Raw genomic sequence first — 17,130 nt, forward strand, 5'->3', positions numbered from 1 at the left:
AAACATCAGGCGGCCAGCGCACGGCGAAGGCCCACCAACTTCTCCAGCAAGAGGACACCGACCATCGCCATCAGGATGATGATCGTCGACATCGCAGGAACGGAAGGATCGAAGACGTTGACCAGTTGCCGCATCAGCACCAGCGGCACGGGCGAATATTCGGAATTGGCGAGCCACATCGTGACCGGATAATTGTCGAACGACACCATGAAGGCGAACAGTCCGCCGGCCGCGACCCCGGATGCAATCTGCGGCAGCGTCACGCGCCAGAAGGTGCGCAGCCGATTGGCCCCCAACGTGCGCGCGGCGTCCTCCAGGTTCTCGTCAACGAGCTGGAGGCTGGTGACGACGGTGCGGATGACGTAGGGCGACGTCACGACGATATGCCCGATCAGGAGGTTCAGCCGCGCATCCTGGGATCCAAGCTTCGTCAGGACCTGAAGAAGGGCCAGGCCCGTCACCAGCGAGGGGAAGATGAGCGGCGACAGCAGAAACCCTTTGATTGCCGCCAGGCCGACGAAGTTTCCGCGCACCAGCGCAAAGGCGGCCGGCACACCGAACAGCAGCGAGCCCGCGGTCGTACCGAGTGCGAGCAGGATGCTGAGCCGCATCGCTTCAAGGAAGTCGCGATCCCCCAGGACCTTGGCGTACCATTTCAGCGTGAAACCTTGCGGTGGGAACGTCACGAAATAGGAGTCGGAGACCGACACCGCCATGACGAGCAGGAGCGGCGCCAGGATGAAGATCATCATGGCGGTTGTGATCGCATAGAGGATGAAGGCGCCGAGGCCTGAGAAGCGCTCGTCCATCAGCTTGCCCTCCGCAGACGGCGGCCTTCGAGAAGCCACATGGAGAAGCCGTTGACCGCAAACACGACGCCAACCAGGATCACCGCGATCGCAGCGCCGAACGGCCAGTCATACACGACGAAGATCTGCTGCTCGATCAGGTTGCCGAGCATGATCGCGGAGGCGCCACCGAGGATCGCCGGAATGACGAAGGATCCGGCGGTGAGTGAAAACACCAGGGTGAAGCCGGCGACGAAACCGGGCATACTCAGCGGCAGTGTCACCCGGAGGAACACTTTCCACCAGGGCGCGCCAAGCATGCGCGCCGCGTCTTCCAGGTTCGGATCGATCTTGCCGAGCGCCGAGGCCAGCGGCAACACCATCATCGGGAAGAACACGTGCAGCGATCCGATGACGACGGCTATCTCCGTGTAGAGGACCGACACCGGCCCGTCGGTGATGTGCAGCGTCATGAGGATCCAGTTCAGCATCCCCTTCGGACCGTTTGCAAGAATGAGCTGCCATCCATAGCCGCGCACGACAACGCTGACGACCAATGGCGCGATGACGATAAGCGTGATGATCCGCGTCACGAGGGGGCGGCTTTTGACCATGACCAACGCGACCGGATAGGCAAGCACGGTTGCAAGCGCCGAGGTGATCACGCTGATCCGCAGCGTGTTCCAGAACACCCGGGAATAGAGATCGACGTTAATCAGCCGCGCGTAGTGCGCAAGCGTAAACGGCCGCCCGATGATCCCCTGGCTGTTCTGGGTCTGGATGCTCGACAGCAGCAGCGTGATCGCGGGATAGAAGAAGAAGTAAGTCAGGAAAAGCAGCAACGGGAGCGCCAGGAGCCCGGCGGGCAAATACAGGCGCCACCGCGATCCCTGCCGGATCTCTGGCTGGGCATCTAATATAGCCACCGCATCGTCGCTGGTGGTCATCGCTGGCCGTCCTCGACTGTGCGATACCAAGGCCTACCCCTCTTTAGATGAAGCTTATGTGTCGACATCCTACGGCACCAAGATTGTCTCGGTTTAGGGCCATTGCAAACGGTTATGACAATCGGTTTGGCATTCTCCGCCCAAACTTCGATCGATGCGCCTGCGGCGGCGACAATGCCGGCGAGCGACAAGGGACCGATCGCTCACCAGTATCCGCTCTCACCGTCAGCGTAAGGCTTCGCAGAAATTCGCGATGCGGCGGCACCCTTCCTTCAAGATCTCGGTGTCGGTCGCGTAGGAAATCCGGAAGTATGGGCTCATTCCATAGGCCCCGCCATGAACGGCTGCGACATGTTGCTCCTCGAGCAGCGCCGAAATGAAGTCGGCGTCGGTGTCCAGTCGCCGCCCTCCTTGCGACGTCTTGCCTATGCAACCAGCGATGTTGGGGAAGACGTAGAACGCGCCCTGCGGCTTGTGGCACGTGATTCCGGGGATCCGATTGAGGAGGGAGACCACCAGATCGCGCCGGTTGCGGTAAATATCGGCGCGCTCTCTCAGAAAATCCTGCGGACCGTCGAGAACGGCGACGGCAGCAGCCTGGCTCAGGGTGCAGATGCCACCGGTCGCCTGACCGTGGACATTGGTCATGGCGGCGATCAGGTCCTTGGGCCCACCGCAATAGCCGACGCGCCAGCCCGTCATGGCGTAGGCCTTGGACGCGCCGTTCACGGTCACGACGCGATTCTTCAACTTGGGCTCAACCTCCGCGATGGTGCAGAACTCGAAACCGTCATAGGTGAGGTGCTCGTAGATGTCGTCGGTAAGGATCCAGACGTCGGGATGCTTCAACATGACATCGGCAATCGCCCGCATCTCGGCGCGGGTGCAGGCCGCGCCGGTCGGATTGTTCGGGAAATTGAGGATCAGCCACTTGGTTTTAGGGGTGATCGCGGCCTCGAGGTCCGCGGCCCGAAGCTTGAACTGGTTGTTCTCCGGACAGGGCACGGCGACGGGTGTTGCCTCGGCGAGGAGCACGATATCCGCATAGGTGATCCAGCCCGGCGCCGGGATGACGACCTCGTCGCCCGGATCGCAGGTGGCAAACAGGGCGTTGAAGATGATCTGCTTGCCACCATTGGCGACCAGTATCTCGTCGAGCGCATAGTCGAGATTGTTCTCGCGTTTGAACTTGCGCTGGACGGCCTTTCGCAGGGCCACGGTTCCAGGCATCGCCGGATATTTGGTATCCCCCACCAGGGCAGCCCGATGCGCGGCCTCGATCGCGTGCGGCGGCGTCGGAAAGTCGGGCTCCCCGGACGACAGGCTGACGATCTGGACGCCCGCATCACGCAGCTCGCGCGCCTTATCCGTCATTGCCGCCGAAGCGGACACCTCCACGGTCTTGAGGCGCGTTGCAAGTTCAGGCATTTGATACTCCGTTTCTCTTCTCTCTTAGCCGCGCGGCTTCGGATCGGCTCGCAAATCCGAGCTCGCCGACGACCTGGAGTGTCGGAACGACCTCCAGCATCGCGACATTCATGCGAGCCGGCGATCCCACGGCGAAAGCAATGGCGTCGGCAATATCTTCAGGCTGAAGCGTCTCGAATGCCCCAATGAAGCGGCTGTCGTCGTCCTCTGCGACGCCCGGATGCTGGAAAATGCTGGTCGCAACCCGACCCGGCGATACTTCGGTGACGCGAACGCGCGTGCCGTAGAGATCGATGCGCAATTGCTGCGACAGCGAATGGATGCCCGCCTTGGTCGCGTGATAGGCGACGGATGAGTTGAACGTCGTTGCATTCTCGCCGAAAGCGTAGTGGCCGGCGATGGACGAGATGTTGACGACGTGGCCGCAGTCACGCTTGGCCATGCCGGGCACGATCAAACGTGTGAGATGCAGGACGGCCCGCAAATTTACGTCGACGAGCGTGTCGACGTCATCAGGTGCGGTGTCCAGGATGTTGCCCCGCCGCGATTGACCGGCGTTGTTGACCAGAATATCGAACGCAGCCGATTGCGCCAGCGCGGTCAAGCTGTCGAGATTGCCCACATCCACGGCGCACACGTGGCAATCCGTCTCGGACGATAACGCCGCCAACCGGACCGCATCACGCCCGACCGCGTAGACGTCGAGCCCCTCGCCCCTCAAGCGACGCACGGTCGCAGCCCCGATGCCTGAGGATGCGCCCGTCACCAACGCCGTTCGATAGTCCGAAAATCCCATCCACACGGCTCTCTTGCGATCGGGAACACTACGTACATGGGAACGCGCACGCATAGAACGGATTCGGTCTGCCCACATAAGGACAGCCGATAACTGAGGCCGGTTCGGCGGCCGACGCCATAAGGGCCACCAATACCGGCAGAGCGAATTTCTCTTACTGGCTGTAAGCGGCGTCCCGTTAGATTCGCGCGGTCCTTTGCTAACCCTTCCCCCTGGAGACAGCCGCACATGCTCGAGGTCAACAATCGGATCGTCATGGTCTCCGGCGCCTCGCGCGGCATCGGAGGCGCCGTCGTCGACCGGCTCGTGGCGTCGGGCTTTCGCGTCTCGGCCGGACTTCGTGATCCCAGCCGTCTCGCGGAGAGCGAGCGGGTCATGACACATCGCTATGACGCGGAGAACGCGGAGAGCCCGGTATCATGGGTCAAGGCAACGATCGCGCGATGGGGCGGTGTGGACGCCATCGTCAATGCTGCCGGCATCAACCCCAGGGTTCGCGTGTCCGACGATGGCGAGGATGAGCTGGACGAAATGTGGCGGGTCAACGTCAAAGGTCCGTTGCGCCTCGTGAGGGCCGCCCTTCCCCATCTTGCCGCCTGCGGTCATGGGCGGGTGATCAATCTAGGGTCACTCGCCGGCAAGCGCGTCGGAAGCAATGTCGGCTATGCCATGACCAAATTTGCCGTCGTCGCTCTCACCCACGGTATCCGCCGCGAGGGACGCGCGGCAGGAATCCGGGCCACCGTCATCTGCCCGGGCTATGTCGCCACCGACATGACGCTGAAGGACGACGAGATCCCCCGCCATGAGATGAGCCAGCCGGGCGATATCGCTCGCCTCGTCGAAACCGCCCTCATGCTGCCGAACAACGCCTCCGTTTCCGAACTGCTCGTTCACTGCCAGTTCGAACCGATGCTGTAGCGCATACGGATTGCCGCGTGGCTCGCGTGGCGACACGAACCCCCGCCGTGAGGCGAAGGTAGTTCCGGATGCGTTCGATCTTGCGTGCCGGTTTCCCGCCAATTTGCCTGGAACCCTTTCTACTATCGACCCCATTGCGGTGATTGATATCGATACCATAAACTCGTTCGGCATCGCGGCTGCAGCACCGAAATCCTTCGGCAGAGACGGCTTGCCGGCTTCGATCCCGACTACGTTCACCAAGCAAAGACTGCATTGAGATGAAGCGGACTCAGATCAGGAAGAGCCCAAAGCGGCCGGCGACCATGGCGGAGGTGGCGGCACGGGCCGGGGTTTCCGCAATGACCGTCTCACGTGCGCTGAAGAGCGACGGTGCCGTCTCCGAGGAAACGCGGCGCCGGATCCTCGCGACCGTCGAAGAACTCGGATATGTGCTCGACCTTTCCGCTGGAGCACTTTCCTCGAAACGGACGGGCTTCGTAGCTGTGCTCATCCCCTCGATCAACAACTCCAACTTCTCCGATACCGCTCGCGGCATCACCGAGGCAATCGAAAGCCAAGGGCTCCAGATGCTTCTCGGCTACACCGACTACGACATGGATAAGGAAGAGCAGCTCGTGCAGGCCATGCTGACGCGCCGGCCCGACGGGATCATCGTCACCGACGGCCGGCACACGCCAAAGGCGCGCCGGATGCTGCAATCCGCCGGCATTCCGGTGGTCGAGACCTGGGACCTGCCCGCCGATCCGATCGACCATGTCGTCGGCTTCTCCAACGCCGAGGCTTCACGCGCGCTCGTGCACCGGCTTTACCATCAGGGCTACCGCAACATCGCCTTCATCGGCGGCGCGAGCAGGCGCGACACCCGCGGCGCCGACCGCCGGCTCGGTTACAAGCGGGCAGTCGAAGAGCTCGGCCTGCCACCCGGGCGCACCATCTCGTTCGGCAATCCGCCAATCTCGATGGAACAGGGCGGCGAAGCCATCGTCCACCTGATCGAGCAGTGGCCTGATGTGGACGCGGCCGTTTGCGTATCCGACCTCTCTGCCTTTGGCGCGATCATGGAGTGCCACCGCCGCGGCTGGGCGGTACCCGGCCGGATCGCGGTTGCCGGCTTCGGCGACTTCGAAGTTTCGCGCTGCTGCTGGCCGAGGATCACAACTGTCGCCGTCGATTGCCGCAATATCGGGCTAGAGGCAGGCCGCGTCCTGCTCGGCGCCCTCGACGACGTTCGGGAGAAACGAACACCGGGGCCAGAGACATTGATTGTCCCCTTCCAGGTCATTGAACGCGAAAGCACCTGAGCCGCACGGCTTGACAGCTCCCACCAACCGGCTACGATGTTATCGATAACAATAAGCTCGCCATCGTAAAGAGCTCGGCCGCCGGTTGCGGGATCCTCGCAATCGTTCGCGCCCCGGCCGGCGATCGCGGAGGGGGACCTAAGGATGGCGTCGGGTGCGCTGCGCTTTGATGGAATCGTCAAGTCTTTCGGTGGCACGCGCGCACTCAAAGGCGTCAGCTTCGGCGTCGAGCGAGGCGAAATCGTCGCCTTGCTCGGCGAGAACGGCGCGGGCAAGTCGACTCTCATCAAGGTGCTCGGCGGCATCCATCGTCCAGATGCCGGAGCGGTGACGATCGCAGGCGAATCCTATCATCATGCCCCGGGTGGCCGTGCCGATCACCAGCCGGTCGCCTTCATCCATCAGGATCTCGGCCTCGTCGAATGGATGACGGTCGCAGAGAATGTCGGGCTGGCCCAGGGTTTTCCGCGGACGCGGCCGTTCGGCCTTATCGACTGGCGCGGCGCCGAGGCGCGCGCAACCAAGGCTCTCGCCCTGGTGGGCTGCGATATCGATCCGACCACGCGGGTATCGAGCCTGTCGCGCACCGAGAAATCGCTCGTCGCCATCGCCCGGGCGCTCGTCGTCAAATGCGATTTCCTCGTGCTCGACGAGCCGACGGCGAGCTTGCCTGCGGATGAGGTGGAGCGGTTGTTTGCAGCGCTGCGGCGCTTGCGCCAGCAAGGCGTCGGGATGATCTACGTGTCGCACCGGCTCGACGAGATCTTCCGCATCGCCGACCGCGTTGTCGTCCTGCGCGATGGCCAGCTTGTCGGTGAGAATGCGATCAGCGAGACCTCACCCGAGGATCTGGTGCGGCAGATCGTCGGCAGGCCGCTGCTCGACATGTTCGAGAAAGCCGCCTGCCACTCCGGCACGACCCGCGTCACGGTGAAAGGATTGATCACCCCGAAGTCCGGGCCGGTCGATTTCGACGTGCGCGAGGGCGAGCTCCTGGGCCTCGTCGGCCTGCGCGGCGCCGGCCAGGAAGAAGTAGGCCGCGCCCTGTTCGGCGCGGTGGCGCATCGCGGCGAGATCCGCATCGACGGCTCGGTGCCGGATCTGTCCAGCCCGGTGACGGCAATGGCTGCTGGCATCGGTCTCGTTGCCCGCGACCGTACAGAGGAATCGATCGCCGCCTCCCTGTCGATCCGGGAGAACGTCTTCCTCAACCCGGGCGCCTCCGGACGCGGCCTGTTCGATGTGCTCGCGCCGCGGCGCGAGGCGGAAGAGGCCATCAGGCTCGGCGCCATGGTGGGTTTGCGGCCCAATGATCCGCATCTCGCAATCGAAGGACTTTCAGGCGGCAACCAGCAAAAAGTCGTCGTCGGGCGATGGCTTGCGACGGGCCGCAAGCTGCTCGTGGCCGAAGATCCGACCGCCGGCGTCGATGTCGGCGCCAAGGCGAAGATCTATCGGCTCATCGCGCGCGCCATCGCAGAGGGACTCGCTGTCGTCGTCGTCTCCACCGATTTCGAGGAAGTCGCGCATATCTGCCATCGCGCGCTGGTCTTCAACCGCGGCCGGATCATCACCGAGATCGCCGGAGATGATCTGACGACCGAAGCCCTGATCACCGCCGCCTCGGCCTCCGAGGCCGCGTAAGGGACAATCGCAGGGGCCGACGAGAGGCCCGTCGGGAGGAATGCATGGGAATGAATTCGATCGAGTCGAACGCTCTGGAGCCGACGCGCGCCGATCTCGCCGGCGCTTCGCTGCCGCAGAAGCTCACGCGGCTCCTGCCGGTCTACGGCCTGCCGATCATCACCGTCGCGCTGATCGTCCTGTTCTCGATCCTGTTGCCCAACACGTTTCCAACGCTCCTCAACCTGCGCTCGATCATTTCCGACAAGTCGATCATCGCCATGCTGTCCCTTGCAGCGATGATCCCCATGGCTGCGGGCAAGATCGACCTTACGGTCGGCTATGGCATCGTGCTCTGGCACATCCTGGTGATCAGCCTGCAAACCGCCCTTGGCTTGCCGTGGCCGGCCGCAGTCCTCGTCGTCATCTGCCTCGGCGCCTTCACCGGTCTTCTCAATGGCCTCTTGGTCGAGGTCGCGCGCATCGACAGCTTCATCGCAACACTCGGCACCGGTACGGTGCTCTATGCACTGGCGCTTTGGCACACCGGCGGCCGGCAGGTCGTCGCACTCCTGCCGGAAGGCTTCCTCGCCCTCAACGGGACGATGGTTTTTGGTCTGCCGATCACGGGCTTCTACGTGCTCGTCCTCGCGGTGGCGATGTGGCTCATGTTCGAATATCTGCCAATCGGGCGCTACATCTACGCCATTGGCGCCAACCCCAAGACGGCTGCACTCAACGGCATTCCCGTACAGCGGTTCACTGTCGGCGCGTTCATGGCCTCCGGCGTGCTGACCGCTGTCACTGGCGTTCTGCTCGCCTCAAAGCTGCGCATCGGCCAGGCGAGTGTCGGCCTTGAATATCTCCTGCCCGCTCTCGTCGGCGCCTTTCTCGGTTCGACCACGATCAAGCCCGGTCGCGTCAACGTCTGGGGCACCATGATCGGCGTCGCCGTGCTCGCGGTCGGCATCGCCGGTATCCAGCAATTCGGCGGTTCTTTCTGGGTCGAGCCGCTCTTCAACGGCCTCACGCTGCTCGCCGCGATCGGCATGGCCGGCTACGCGCAGAGAAAGCGCGGCGCCGTTGCCAAGCTGCCGGCCGGAGCACCTGACCGCAAGGCCTGAGGCACGACCAGCCATGGATTTCGTGATCGGCGACAAGCCGACAACAACGAAACGTCCGGCGAGAAACCGGAACGACAATCACACCAAGGAGAACGCTCTATGTTGCATTCGATCCTCCGAACCGGCGCTGTCGTCGCCGGGCTAGCATTCGGTCTTGCTTCCGTCCACGCCGACCCGCTCGCGGACGCGAAAACCTTCGTCGACAAGTATGCGTCCAAAGTTGACAAGTGGGACGGCCCGACCTCCGGTCCGAAGATTGCCAAGAGCAAGACCATCGTTGTGCTTGCCTCGGACATGAAGAACGGCGGCGTTCTCGGTGTCACCAAGGGCATCGAAGAAGCTGCCAAGGCAGCCGGTTGGACCGTGCGCACGCTCGACGGTGCCGGATCGGTCTCCGGCCGCACCGCCGCCTTCGGCCAGGCCATGACGCTGAAGCCCGATGGCCTCGTCATCTGCGGCTTCGACGCGATCGAGCAGAAGCCGGGCATGGAGGCAGCCAAGGCCGCCAAGATCCCGATGGTCTCCTGGCACGCCGCTCCCGTCATCGGCCCAGTACCCGAAGCCGGTGTCTTCGCCAATGTGACGACCGATCCGATGGCCGTCTCCACTGCCGCGGCCAACTGGAGCTTCGTCGACGCCAACGGCAAGCCGGGTGTGATCATCTTCACCGACTCGACCTACGAGATCGCAATTGCCAAGGCCAAGAAGATGAAGGAAGTCATCGAAGCGCTCGGCGGCAAGGTTCTCGAATGGGTCGATACGCCAATCGCCGAGACCTCGACGCGCATGCCGCAGCTGACCACCTCGCTCCTGCAAAAGCATGGTGCCGCCTGGACGCATTCGCTTGCGATCAACGACCTCTACTACGACTTCATGGCCCCCTCCCTCGCTGCGGCCGGCATCAAAGGCACCGGCGCGCCGGTCAACGTGGCCGCAGGCGATGGCTCCGAAAGCGCCTATCAGCGCATCCGTTCCGGCGCTTACCAGGCCGTCACCGTGGCCGAGCCCCTGAACCTGCAAGGATGGCAGCTCGTCGACGAATTGAACCGCGCCATGGCTGGAGAGAAATGGTCGGGATATGTCTCGCCGCTGCATGTGGTGACCAAGACCAACGTCGAATTCGACGGCGGCCCAACCAATACGTTCGACCCGGGCAATGGCTACCGTAACGCCTACAAGAAGGCCTGGGGCTTCGAGTAGGCGTTCCTTCCCTATCCCCGAGCAACCGTGACCGTGCTCACTCGGCGGTCGGTCACAAGCTGACCGCCGATTTTTGCTTCACCTCCACCAGACAGACGAGCAAGTGCCGATGTATATCCGTTGTGCTTTTTTCAGTGGCCGCGCAAAGCCCGGGCGCGAAGCCGAATTCACCGCCTATGTCCGCGAGAAGCTCGTGCCGCTGTGGACACGCTTTCCTGGCGCCGAGGAGGTTCGCGTGCTGCGCCAGGATGAGAGCGACAGCGATGCCCAGCACTACGAGATGGTGTTGGCGATCCGCTATCCCTCGCGCAAGGCAATCGACGAAGCGCTGGCCTCGCCGGTTCGCCTCGAGAGCCGCGAGGTGACCAAGGGGCTGGCCGAAATGTTCGACGGCTCCATCTTCCACACGGTCTTCAAGGCCAACGACTTTGCGCTGCCGACCGACTGATCATGCTATCAGCGCTGCAATCTCGGAAACACTGATACCGTGAGCACCTACGAGATCCTCGACCGACGCTTCCAGGCGCTGATCATCGGACACGCCAAGCTCGACAGGCTCTGGACCGGCAGTCGCTGGGCCGAGGGCCCGGTCTATGTGCCCGCCGCCAAGTCGCTACTTTGGTCGGACATTCCCAATGACCGCGTGTTGCGCTTCGACGAGACCAACGGCTCGGTCTCGGTGTTCGAGAGCACCTGCGGCTATCACAACGGTCATGCCCGTGACGCCCTCGGGCGTGTGATCGCCTGCGAGCACGGCGGCCGCCGCATCTCGCGGCTGGAGCCCGACGGCCGATGGGTGGGACTTGTCGACCGCTTCGAAGGGTGCCGCTTCAATTCCCCGAACGATGTCGTGGTCAAGTCGGACGGAACGGTCTGGTTCTCCCATCCGACCTACGGCATCGATAGCGAGTATGAGGGGCACGCCGGACCAAGCGAGATCGGCGCGAGCAATGTCTATCGCTTCGATCCGACGAGCGGCGCAGTTTCGGCTGTCGTGACCAACATGGTGAGGCCAAACGGTCTCGCCTTCTCGCCTGACGAGCGGCTGCTCTATGTGGCCGAAACGGGTGCCACCCATGTGCCGGACACACCGGCCGTCATACGCGTCTATAACGTTGCGCCGGACGGTGCCGCAGTCGGTGAGGGCCGCATGTTCGCGACCTCCCCGGCCGGGTTCTTCGATGGATTCCGCCTCGACCGGAACGGCAATATCTGGACATCGACGGCGGATGCAGTTGCCGTCTACGCGCCGGATGGCACGCTGATCGGACGTATTCCGGTGCCTGAAATCGTCTCCAACCTGACCTTCGGCGGGCCGAAGCGGAACAGGCTCTATATCACCGCGCAGACCTCGCTCTACGCGATCTTCGTCAATGCCCACGGGCTTGCATGAAGCCGTCCGCCCGCGTTCTTTGTCACGCGGGCGGCGTTCGCCGGGCCCAGAATTCCATGAGCGCGGCCTGATCCATCGCGCCGAGCCCCACCGCCGTCAGAAGGCGATGTATCTCGGCGCAGACAACGGTCATCGGCATGGCGATACCCGTCTGTCTGGCAAGATCTTGCGCGCCGCTCAGATCCTTGACCATATTGTCGATGCGGCCCGTCGGACGATAATCGCGCGATGCGAAGCGCGGCATGTATTCCTGCAGGATGGCACTGTCGGCCCGCCCGCCGCGCAACGCCTCGGGGATTTTCGCGGCCGCGACACCGGCGGCCTCCGCCAGCGCTGTCGCCTCGGCGACGGCGAGGAAATTGAGACCGCAGAGCACTTGGTTGATCAGTTTCGTGGTCTGGCCGGCGCCGCTCGGACCCATATGCGTGAAATTCGAGGCGACTTCAGCCAACACCGTCCGCGCTTCGGCGACGTCGGCGGCTTCGCCACCGGCCATGCACGTCAACTGACCGATCAGCGCCTTCGGGGCACCGCCCGACAGTGGACTGTCGACCCAGCGCAGACCGGCCGCGGCCGCGTCTGCGGCCAGCGCGCGCGTGGCTTCCGGATCGATCGAGGACATGTCGATGACGAGCGTGCCTTTCCGCGCTCCCTCAGCCACGCCCGCCGGTCCGAAGACAGCGGCTCGCACGATCTTTGGCGAGTTGAGGCTGAGGATCACTGCATCGGCCTCGGCCGCTGCTTTCGCAGCGGAGCTGACCGCTGTCGCCCCTTTTTCGACGAGGGCAGCGACCTTTTTGGGATCGAGGTCGAACACCAGGAGGCGGGTGTCGCGTTCAGCAAGTCGAGTTCCAATCGCGCCGCCCATGGCGCCGGCGCCGATCAATGCGACTGAACGGGACATTTCAACATCTCCGCGGTGGTCCGTTGGATGGGTTAGGCAACCGCCTCAGAGCGAGGCCGTGATGCCGCCGTCGACATAGAGCACGTGCCCGTTGACGAAGGAAGAAGCGGCTGAGGCAAGGAAAATACAGGCGCCGATCAGTTCCTCCACTTTGCCCCAGCGGCCCGCCGGCGTACGCTTTTCGAGCCAGGCCGAAAAAGCAGGATCCGAGACGAGTGCGGCATTTAGCGGCGTATCGAAATAGCCGGGCGCGATCGCGTTGACCTGCAGCCCGTGTTTCGCCCAGTCCGTCGCCATGCCCTTGGTCAGGTTTCCGACTGCTCCCTTTGTCGCCGTATAGGGAGCAATGGACGGGCGCGCGAGCGCCGTCTGCACCGAGGCGATATTGATGATCTTGCCGGCGCGCCGCCCAATCATGTGACGCGCACAGGCTTGGCCGACATTGAAGACCGAGGCGATGTTGGTTTGCAGGAGGCGCTGAAACGCATCCGCGGGGAAATCCTCGAGCGGCGCGCGGTGCTGCATACCCGCGTTGTTGACGAGAATGTCGATAGGTCCGATTTCGGCTTCGAAGCGGTCGATGGCGGTACGTGCCGCGGCATGGTCGGCCACATCGAAGGCGAGTGTTCGCGATCCCACAACGGTACTGGCCGCGGCCGCGAGTTTGGTCTCGTCGCGGCCATTGAGCACGACCTCCGCACCGGCCTCGGAGAGGCCGCGCACAAGCGCGAGGCCAATGCCTTGAGAAGACCCGGTCACGAGGGCGCGGCGCCCTGTCAGATCGAACAAGCTGAGCGCCATTCCATCTCCCCTTCTTGTTGCATCTCGACAATTACCCCTGCGCCTGACTATGTTATCGATAACATTTCGTCAAGACCATGACCGAGAGGAGCGCTCACCCCATGTCGAAGCCTGAAGTCCTGCAGATCGGCCCGTATCCGGAGTGGGATCAGGTCCCTCTCGACGCCGCTTACGTCATGCACCGCTATTTCGAGACCAGTAACAAGCCTGCCCTCCTCGCCGAGGTTGGAGCGCGCACGCGAGCCATCGCCACGCGCGGCGAGCTCGGCGCGAGCGCCGAGCTCATCGCGGCCTGCCCAAAGCTCGAGATCGTCTCAGTCTACGGTGTGGGCTTCGATGCGGTGCATCTTGATAGCTGCCGGGCGCGCGGGATCCGCGTGACCAACACCCCCGACGTGCTGACGAAGGATGTGGCTGATCTCGCGATTGCAATGATGCTCGCGCAATGGCGAGGCGTGAACGGCGCCGAACGCTGGGTGCGCGATGGTTCCTGGGCCGCCAAGGGACTCTATCCCCTGAGGACACGGGTCTGGGGCAAGCGCGCTGGCGTGCTCGGACTCGGGCGCATCGGATTTGAAGTGGCACGTCGGCTGACCGGCTTCGACATGGATATCGCCTATAGCGACATCGAGCCGAAGCCTCACGGCAAGGATTGGACCTTCGTTCCCGATCCGGTCGCGCTCGCCGAGCGTTCAGACGTCCTGTTCGTCACGCTCGCTGCCTCCGCCGCAACGCGGCACATCGTCGGGCCTTCGGTTCTCGAGGCGCTCGGGCCTGACGGGCTCCTTGTCAACGTCTCGCGTGCCTCCAATATCGACGAGGAGGCGCTCATCGAGGCGCTTGCCAATGGCAAGCTTGGGGCGGCAGCGCTCGATGTCTTCGACGGTGAACCGAACCTGAATCCCAAGTTCCTCAGCCTACCTAACATCCTCCTGCAACCTCATCACGCCTCCGGGACGGTCGAGACCCGCAAGGCCATGGGCCAGTTGATGCGAGACAATCTCGCCGCGCATTTCGCCGGGCACCCGCTGCCCAGCCCCGTCCTCTGAATTCCTGCGAGCGGCTTGGATTCGACGGCATGGACGAACTGATCGCTTACGATCAGACGCAGACATCGCCGATTTGCTGATGCCAGAAAACGAGCACAGTAACTTTTGAGCGTACCAAGCGGAAAAAATCGCGAGATTTCAACGCCAAAAGCGGGGGTGGTGCGCTCGGAGGGACTCGAACCCCCACGGTGTTACCCACTGCCACCTCAAGGCAGCGCGTCTACCAGTTCCGCCACGAGCGCTTTAAGAAGCCGGCTTGGGCTTGCGCCGGCCGGATCAACCGGCGCCGATCTAACAAATCCATCAGGGGGGGACAAGCCTGCTGAGGCCGCAAATTCCACAAGCTTCTGAGGAAAGTTTCGCCCCGGCTCCCGCCGTTACCGGGTCCCGGGCGAGCGCGGCAGCATCTGCTTGACCTCGACCGCGATCCGGTTGCGGTCGACCAGCACGACGCCGGAGGCGACGGGCAGGTTATTGGCCAAAACCTTGACCTCGTCGGCCTCGGTTGCGTCTAGTTCGATGATGGCGCCACGGGAAAGACGTAATACCTGATGGATCGGCATGGTGGTCGTCCCGAGGACGACCATGAGATCCACGGTTACTTTGTCGAGAGTGGGCACGTCAGCACCGCCGCAACTGGAGACTCTTGCATTTGCGCCTGTGATGATCACCACGTTATGGTTAGCCAATGGTTAATAGCCCCGAAAATCAGCGCCAAGACCTCGATTTGACGCCGTTTTCCGCCCCCGGCGGGGAGCCCGTTGAGTGGCGGATCTCAGATGCCCCGGTCCCCTATCCCGAGGCCGTGGCCGCCATGGAGGCACGGGTGGCCGCGATTGCCGCGGGCGAAGCGCCGGAGCTGGTCTGGCTCCTCGAGCATCCCCCGCTTTATACCTCCGGCACCTCCGCCAAGGCCTCCGACCTGCTCGATGCCCGATTCCCGACCTTTGCCTCGGGGCGCGGCGGGCAGCTGACCTATCACGGGCCCGGCCAACGGGTTGCCTATGTGATGCTCGACCTCAAGCGCCGCCGGCCCGACGTGCGGGCCTATGTCGCGAGCCTGGAGGAATGGATCTTGCGCACGCTCGACGCCTTCAACGTCCGCGGCGAGCGGCGCGAGGACCGGGTCGGCGTCTGGGTGAAGCGGCCGGACAAGGGGCCGGGCCATGAGGACAAGATCGCCGCGATCGGCGTGCGGCTGAAGCGCTGGGTATCGTTCCACGGCATCGCCATCAATGTCGAGCCGGACCTGTCGCATTTTTTGGGGATCGTGCCCTGCGGCGTCACCGATCCCCGCTACGGCGTCACCTCTCTGGTCGACCTTGGCCACCTCGTGACGATGGCCGACGTCGATGTCGCACTCCGGCAGGCGTTTGAGGAGCTGTTCGGCCCCGTCAAGGCACGGCTCATGCAAGCGACGGTGTAGCTGCGCGCGAGTTCTCCGCAGGCGGGGACTCGGTTATGCTTGATTCCGGTGTCGCCCACGCCTCCCCCCTCCGTCGGGAAAGTACAGATCATGCCGGGCGAATAGATCATTGGGCCGACTGTTCGAGCACCATGCATCAGGAGGGGTTGCGATCATGCTCGCAATGGGAGGTTTGATCGATGAAGTTGTCTGCGCCCATCTATCGTTTGAAGCGTACTGCGAAGAGTTTATCCCGCGAAGAAGGCATTCCGCTCCACGAGGCGCTTGACCGCGTCGCCGCGAGCGAAGGCTTCTGCGCCTGGAGCTTGCTCGTAGCGAAAGCCGCCGCGGCGACGCCGGCCAACAAACTGCTCGCCAGATTTCGGCCGGGTGATCTGGTGCTGGTCGGAGCCCGACCGGGCCATGGCAAGACGCTGCTGAGCCTCGAACTTGCCGTTGAGGCCATGAAATCCGGCAGTCGGGGGGCGTTCTTCTCGCTCGAATACACCGAGCGGGATGTCCTTGGCTGTTTCCGGGCGATCGGCGTGGAGCCTGCGCAATTCGATCGCTTGTTCGAACTCGATTGCTCTGACGCCATCAGCGCCGACTACATTGTGAAGCGGATGGCTGCCGCGCCCCGCGGGACTTTGGTGGTGATCGACTATTTGCAACTGCTCGATCAGAAACGTGAACACCCCGAGCTGACGACTCAGGTGCGCACGCTGAAATCATTTGCACGCGACAAGGGACTGATCATCGTCTTCATCTCACAGATTGATCGGTCATACGAACTGTCGACCAGACCCTGCCCCGACCTCAGGGATGTCAGGCTGCCAAATCCGCTGGATTTGAAGCTCTTTGACACGACATGCTTCCTGAACAACGGCGAAGTTCGGTTCCGGGCGGCGAGCTGACGATCCCCTGCACCAGGTCCGGGTCGCGGGTGATTGCTCGCCCGCGACCTGACCGTCACGCCGCCTTCTGGGGTGCGACATCGAGCTTGCCTGCGATGTAGCGGCGCTCCTGGGTGAGGCCGCCGAAGCCGTAGGCATCGCCCCTCACCTCGTCGACATGCAAGTACGTCTCGTGATGCAGGGGCCCGAGAACTTCGCCCATGCGCTTGAACATGGCGGCGAGATAGGCAGCCTTCTCGTCCTTGGTGTTGGTGCCCTCGGAGACGTGGATGTCGATCCAGTAGCTGGCGAGCTTCTGCTCGGCGAGCGACTTGCCGCCCGCGAACCAGTCACTCGCGTCGACCGATTTCACGATGATGGCGGTGACCTTGGGATCCTTGTGCAGGATTTTGGCGGTCAGCTCGGACACAGCGCTCGCGATGTCGGCTTTGAGCGACGGCGACTGGCGGGAGGTCGAATAGGACACGGTGATCAGGGGCATTGTGGTTCTCTCCTTGAAGGGCGCGCAGCTGCTGTGCGGCGTCCAGGGAAAG

At 63.3% G+C, this 17,130-nt stretch carries 18 protein-coding genes and 1 tRNA gene; 10 read left to right on the forward strand and 9 right to left on the reverse strand.

The annotated features are described in order from the left end of the window. Nucleotides 1-5: 5 nt before the first annotated feature. The 4 genes from NLN62_RS45120 to NLN62_RS45135 form a co-directional block, all read right to left on the reverse strand. Complete coding sequence (locus NLN62_RS45120; RefSeq protein ID WP_027526157.1) at nucleotides 6-809, reverse strand: ABC transporter permease; 804 nt, start codon at nucleotides 807-809, stop codon at nucleotides 6-8. Next, the gene (locus tag NLN62_RS45125; RefSeq protein ID WP_051390008.1) at nucleotides 809-1,735 is read right to left on the reverse strand and encodes an ABC transporter permease; all 927 of its coding nucleotides are present in this window, start codon (nucleotides 1,733-1,735) and stop codon (nucleotides 809-811) included. The genes NLN62_RS45120 and NLN62_RS45125 overlap by 1 nt, the downstream gene beginning before the upstream one ends. Before the next feature lie 225 nt (nucleotides 1,736-1,960). Beyond that, nucleotides 1,961-3,163: a pyridoxal phosphate-dependent aminotransferase gene (locus tag NLN62_RS45130; protein ID WP_254113025.1), complete on the reverse strand. Its 1,203-nt coding sequence runs from the start codon at nucleotides 3,161-3,163 to the stop codon at nucleotides 1,961-1,963. Next, complete coding sequence (locus tag NLN62_RS45135) at nucleotides 3,156-3,959, reverse strand: SDR family oxidoreductase (RefSeq protein ID WP_254113026.1); 804 nt, start codon at nucleotides 3,957-3,959, stop codon at nucleotides 3,156-3,158. The genes NLN62_RS45130 and NLN62_RS45135 overlap by 8 nt, the downstream gene beginning before the upstream one ends. Nucleotides 3,960-4,187: 228 nt before the next feature. Between NLN62_RS45135 and NLN62_RS45140 the strand changes: the two genes are divergently transcribed. The 7 genes from NLN62_RS45140 to NLN62_RS45170 all read left to right on the forward strand — a co-directional run bounded on the left by NLN62_RS45140 (nucleotide 4,188) and on the right by NLN62_RS45170 (nucleotide 11,524). Then, on the forward strand, nucleotides 4,188-4,880 hold the full coding sequence (locus NLN62_RS45140; protein WP_254113027.1) for an SDR family NAD(P)-dependent oxidoreductase: 693 nt from the start codon (nucleotides 4,188-4,190) through the stop codon (nucleotides 4,878-4,880). A gap of 305 nt (nucleotides 4,881-5,185) precedes the next feature. Then, a complete protein-coding gene (locus NLN62_RS45145; RefSeq protein ID WP_027526152.1) occupies nucleotides 5,186-6,184 on the forward strand; it encodes a LacI family DNA-binding transcriptional regulator in 999 nt (332 codons plus the stop codon). A gap of 144 nt (nucleotides 6,185-6,328) precedes the next feature. Further along, nucleotides 6,329-7,828: a sugar ABC transporter ATP-binding protein gene (locus NLN62_RS45150; RefSeq protein ID WP_254113028.1), complete on the forward strand. Its 1,500-nt coding sequence runs from the start codon at nucleotides 6,329-6,331 to the stop codon at nucleotides 7,826-7,828. A gap of 50 nt (nucleotides 7,829-7,878) precedes the next feature. Further along, nucleotides 7,879-8,931, forward strand: coding sequence for an ABC transporter permease (locus NLN62_RS45155; RefSeq protein WP_027526150.1), 1,053 nt, complete (start codon nucleotides 7,879-7,881; stop codon nucleotides 8,929-8,931). Nucleotides 8,932-9,030: 99 nt separating this feature from the next. Beyond that, nucleotides 9,031-10,131 carry a substrate-binding domain-containing protein gene (locus NLN62_RS45160; RefSeq protein ID WP_027526149.1) on the forward strand — a complete coding sequence of 367 codons (1,101 nt, stop codon included), beginning with the start codon at nucleotides 9,031-9,033 and terminating at the stop codon, nucleotides 10,129-10,131. A gap of 109 nt (nucleotides 10,132-10,240) precedes the next feature. Further along, nucleotides 10,241-10,579: a hypothetical protein gene (locus tag NLN62_RS45165; RefSeq protein WP_254113029.1), complete on the forward strand. Its 339-nt coding sequence runs from the start codon at nucleotides 10,241-10,243 to the stop codon at nucleotides 10,577-10,579. Between the two features lie 39 nt (nucleotides 10,580-10,618). Next, complete coding sequence (locus NLN62_RS45170; RefSeq protein WP_254113030.1) at nucleotides 10,619-11,524, forward strand: SMP-30/gluconolactonase/LRE family protein; 906 nt, start codon at nucleotides 10,619-10,621, stop codon at nucleotides 11,522-11,524. Between the two features lie 22 nt (nucleotides 11,525-11,546). On the opposite strand, the gene NLN62_RS45175 is transcribed toward NLN62_RS45170, so the two are convergent. Together NLN62_RS45175 and NLN62_RS45180 are read right to left on the reverse strand one after the other, a co-directional pair. After that, nucleotides 11,547-12,428 carry an NAD(P)-dependent oxidoreductase gene (locus NLN62_RS45175; protein ID WP_027526146.1) on the reverse strand — a complete coding sequence of 294 codons (882 nt, stop codon included), beginning with the start codon at nucleotides 12,426-12,428 and terminating at the stop codon, nucleotides 11,547-11,549. Nucleotides 12,429-12,473: 45 nt separating this feature from the next. Continuing rightward, a complete protein-coding gene (locus NLN62_RS45180) occupies nucleotides 12,474-13,229 on the reverse strand; it encodes an SDR family oxidoreductase (protein WP_254113031.1) in 756 nt (251 codons plus the stop codon). Between the two features lie 101 nt (nucleotides 13,230-13,330). Here NLN62_RS45180 and NLN62_RS45185 point away from each other — a divergent pair, with 101 nt between their 5' ends. Continuing rightward, nucleotides 13,331-14,278: a 2-hydroxyacid dehydrogenase gene (locus NLN62_RS45185; RefSeq protein ID WP_254113032.1), complete on the forward strand. Its 948-nt coding sequence runs from the start codon at nucleotides 13,331-13,333 to the stop codon at nucleotides 14,276-14,278. Nucleotides 14,279-14,435: 157 nt separating this feature from the next. Here NLN62_RS45185 and NLN62_RS45190 read toward each other — a convergent pair. Together NLN62_RS45190 and NLN62_RS45195 are read right to left on the reverse strand one after the other, a co-directional pair. Next, nucleotides 14,436-14,520, reverse strand: a tRNA-Leu gene (locus NLN62_RS45190). Nucleotides 14,521-14,655: 135 nt separating this feature from the next. Beyond that, nucleotides 14,656-14,898, reverse strand: coding sequence for a FliM/FliN family flagellar motor switch protein (locus NLN62_RS45195; protein WP_018647371.1), 243 nt, complete (start codon nucleotides 14,896-14,898; stop codon nucleotides 14,656-14,658). Between the two features lie 68 nt (nucleotides 14,899-14,966). Here NLN62_RS45195 and lipB point away from each other — a divergent pair, with 68 nt between their 5' ends. After that, nucleotides 14,967-15,704 (forward strand): lipoyl(octanoyl) transferase LipB, encoded by a 738-nt coding sequence (gene lipB, locus NLN62_RS45200; protein ID WP_254113033.1) that lies wholly within the window; start codon nucleotides 14,967-14,969, stop codon nucleotides 15,702-15,704. Between the two features lie 179 nt (nucleotides 15,705-15,883). Then, nucleotides 15,884-16,597, forward strand: coding sequence for a DNA helicase (locus NLN62_RS45205; protein ID WP_254113034.1), 714 nt, complete (start codon nucleotides 15,884-15,886; stop codon nucleotides 16,595-16,597). A gap of 55 nt (nucleotides 16,598-16,652) precedes the next feature. On the opposite strand, the gene NLN62_RS45210 is transcribed toward NLN62_RS45205, so the two are convergent. Further along, complete coding sequence (locus NLN62_RS45210) at nucleotides 16,653-17,078, reverse strand: 4-oxalocrotonate tautomerase family protein (RefSeq protein WP_254113035.1); 426 nt, start codon at nucleotides 17,076-17,078, stop codon at nucleotides 16,653-16,655. Nucleotides 17,079-17,130: the final 52 nt, after the last annotated feature.

This window comes from Bradyrhizobium sp. CCGUVB23 (assembly GCF_024199885.1).
Lineage (GTDB): Bacteria > Pseudomonadota > Alphaproteobacteria > Rhizobiales > Xanthobacteraceae > Bradyrhizobium.

Excerpts from the sequence above, each read along its gene's own strand:
- NLN62_RS45180 (WP_254113031.1), bottom strand. The coding sequence starts at position 13,229 with ATGGCGCTCAGCTTGTTCGATCTGACAGGGCGCCGCGCCCTCGTGACC.
- NLN62_RS45165 (WP_254113029.1), top strand. The coding sequence starts at position 10,241 with ATGTATATCCGTTGTGCTTTTTTCAGTGGCCGCGCAAAGCCCGGGCGC.
- NLN62_RS45120 (WP_027526157.1), bottom strand. The coding sequence starts at position 809 with ATGGACGAGCGCTTCTCAGGCCTCGGCGCCTTCATCCTCTATGCGATC.
- NLN62_RS45210 (WP_254113035.1), bottom strand. The coding sequence starts at position 17,078 with ATGCCCCTGATCACCGTGTCCTATTCGACCTCCCGCCAGTCGCCGTCG.
- NLN62_RS45175 (WP_027526146.1), bottom strand. The coding sequence starts at position 12,428 with ATGTCCCGTTCAGTCGCATTGATCGGCGCCGGCGCCATGGGCGGCGCG.
- NLN62_RS45125 (WP_051390008.1), bottom strand. The coding sequence starts at position 1,735 with ATGACCACCAGCGACGATGCGGTGGCTATATTAGATGCCCAGCCAGAG.
- NLN62_RS45135 (WP_254113026.1), bottom strand. The coding sequence starts at position 3,959 with ATGGGATTTTCGGACTATCGAACGGCGTTGGTGACGGGCGCATCCTCA.
- NLN62_RS45185 (WP_254113032.1), top strand. The coding sequence starts at position 13,331 with ATGTCGAAGCCTGAAGTCCTGCAGATCGGCCCGTATCCGGAGTGGGAT.
- NLN62_RS45140 (WP_254113027.1), top strand. The coding sequence starts at position 4,188 with ATGCTCGAGGTCAACAATCGGATCGTCATGGTCTCCGGCGCCTCGCGC.
- NLN62_RS45145 (WP_027526152.1), top strand. The coding sequence starts at position 5,186 with ATGGCGGAGGTGGCGGCACGGGCCGGGGTTTCCGCAATGACCGTCTCA.
- NLN62_RS45205 (WP_254113034.1), top strand. The coding sequence starts at position 15,884 with ATGAAGTTGTCTGCGCCCATCTATCGTTTGAAGCGTACTGCGAAGAGT.
- lipB (WP_254113033.1), top strand. The coding sequence starts at position 14,967 with ATGGTTAATAGCCCCGAAAATCAGCGCCAAGACCTCGATTTGACGCCG.
- NLN62_RS45150 (WP_254113028.1), top strand. The coding sequence starts at position 6,329 with ATGGCGTCGGGTGCGCTGCGCTTTGATGGAATCGTCAAGTCTTTCGGT.
- NLN62_RS45160 (WP_027526149.1), top strand. The coding sequence starts at position 9,031 with ATGTTGCATTCGATCCTCCGAACCGGCGCTGTCGTCGCCGGGCTAGCA.
- NLN62_RS45155 (WP_027526150.1), top strand. The coding sequence starts at position 7,879 with ATGAATTCGATCGAGTCGAACGCTCTGGAGCCGACGCGCGCCGATCTC.
- NLN62_RS45130 (WP_254113025.1), bottom strand. The coding sequence starts at position 3,163 with ATGCCTGAACTTGCAACGCGCCTCAAGACCGTGGAGGTGTCCGCTTCG.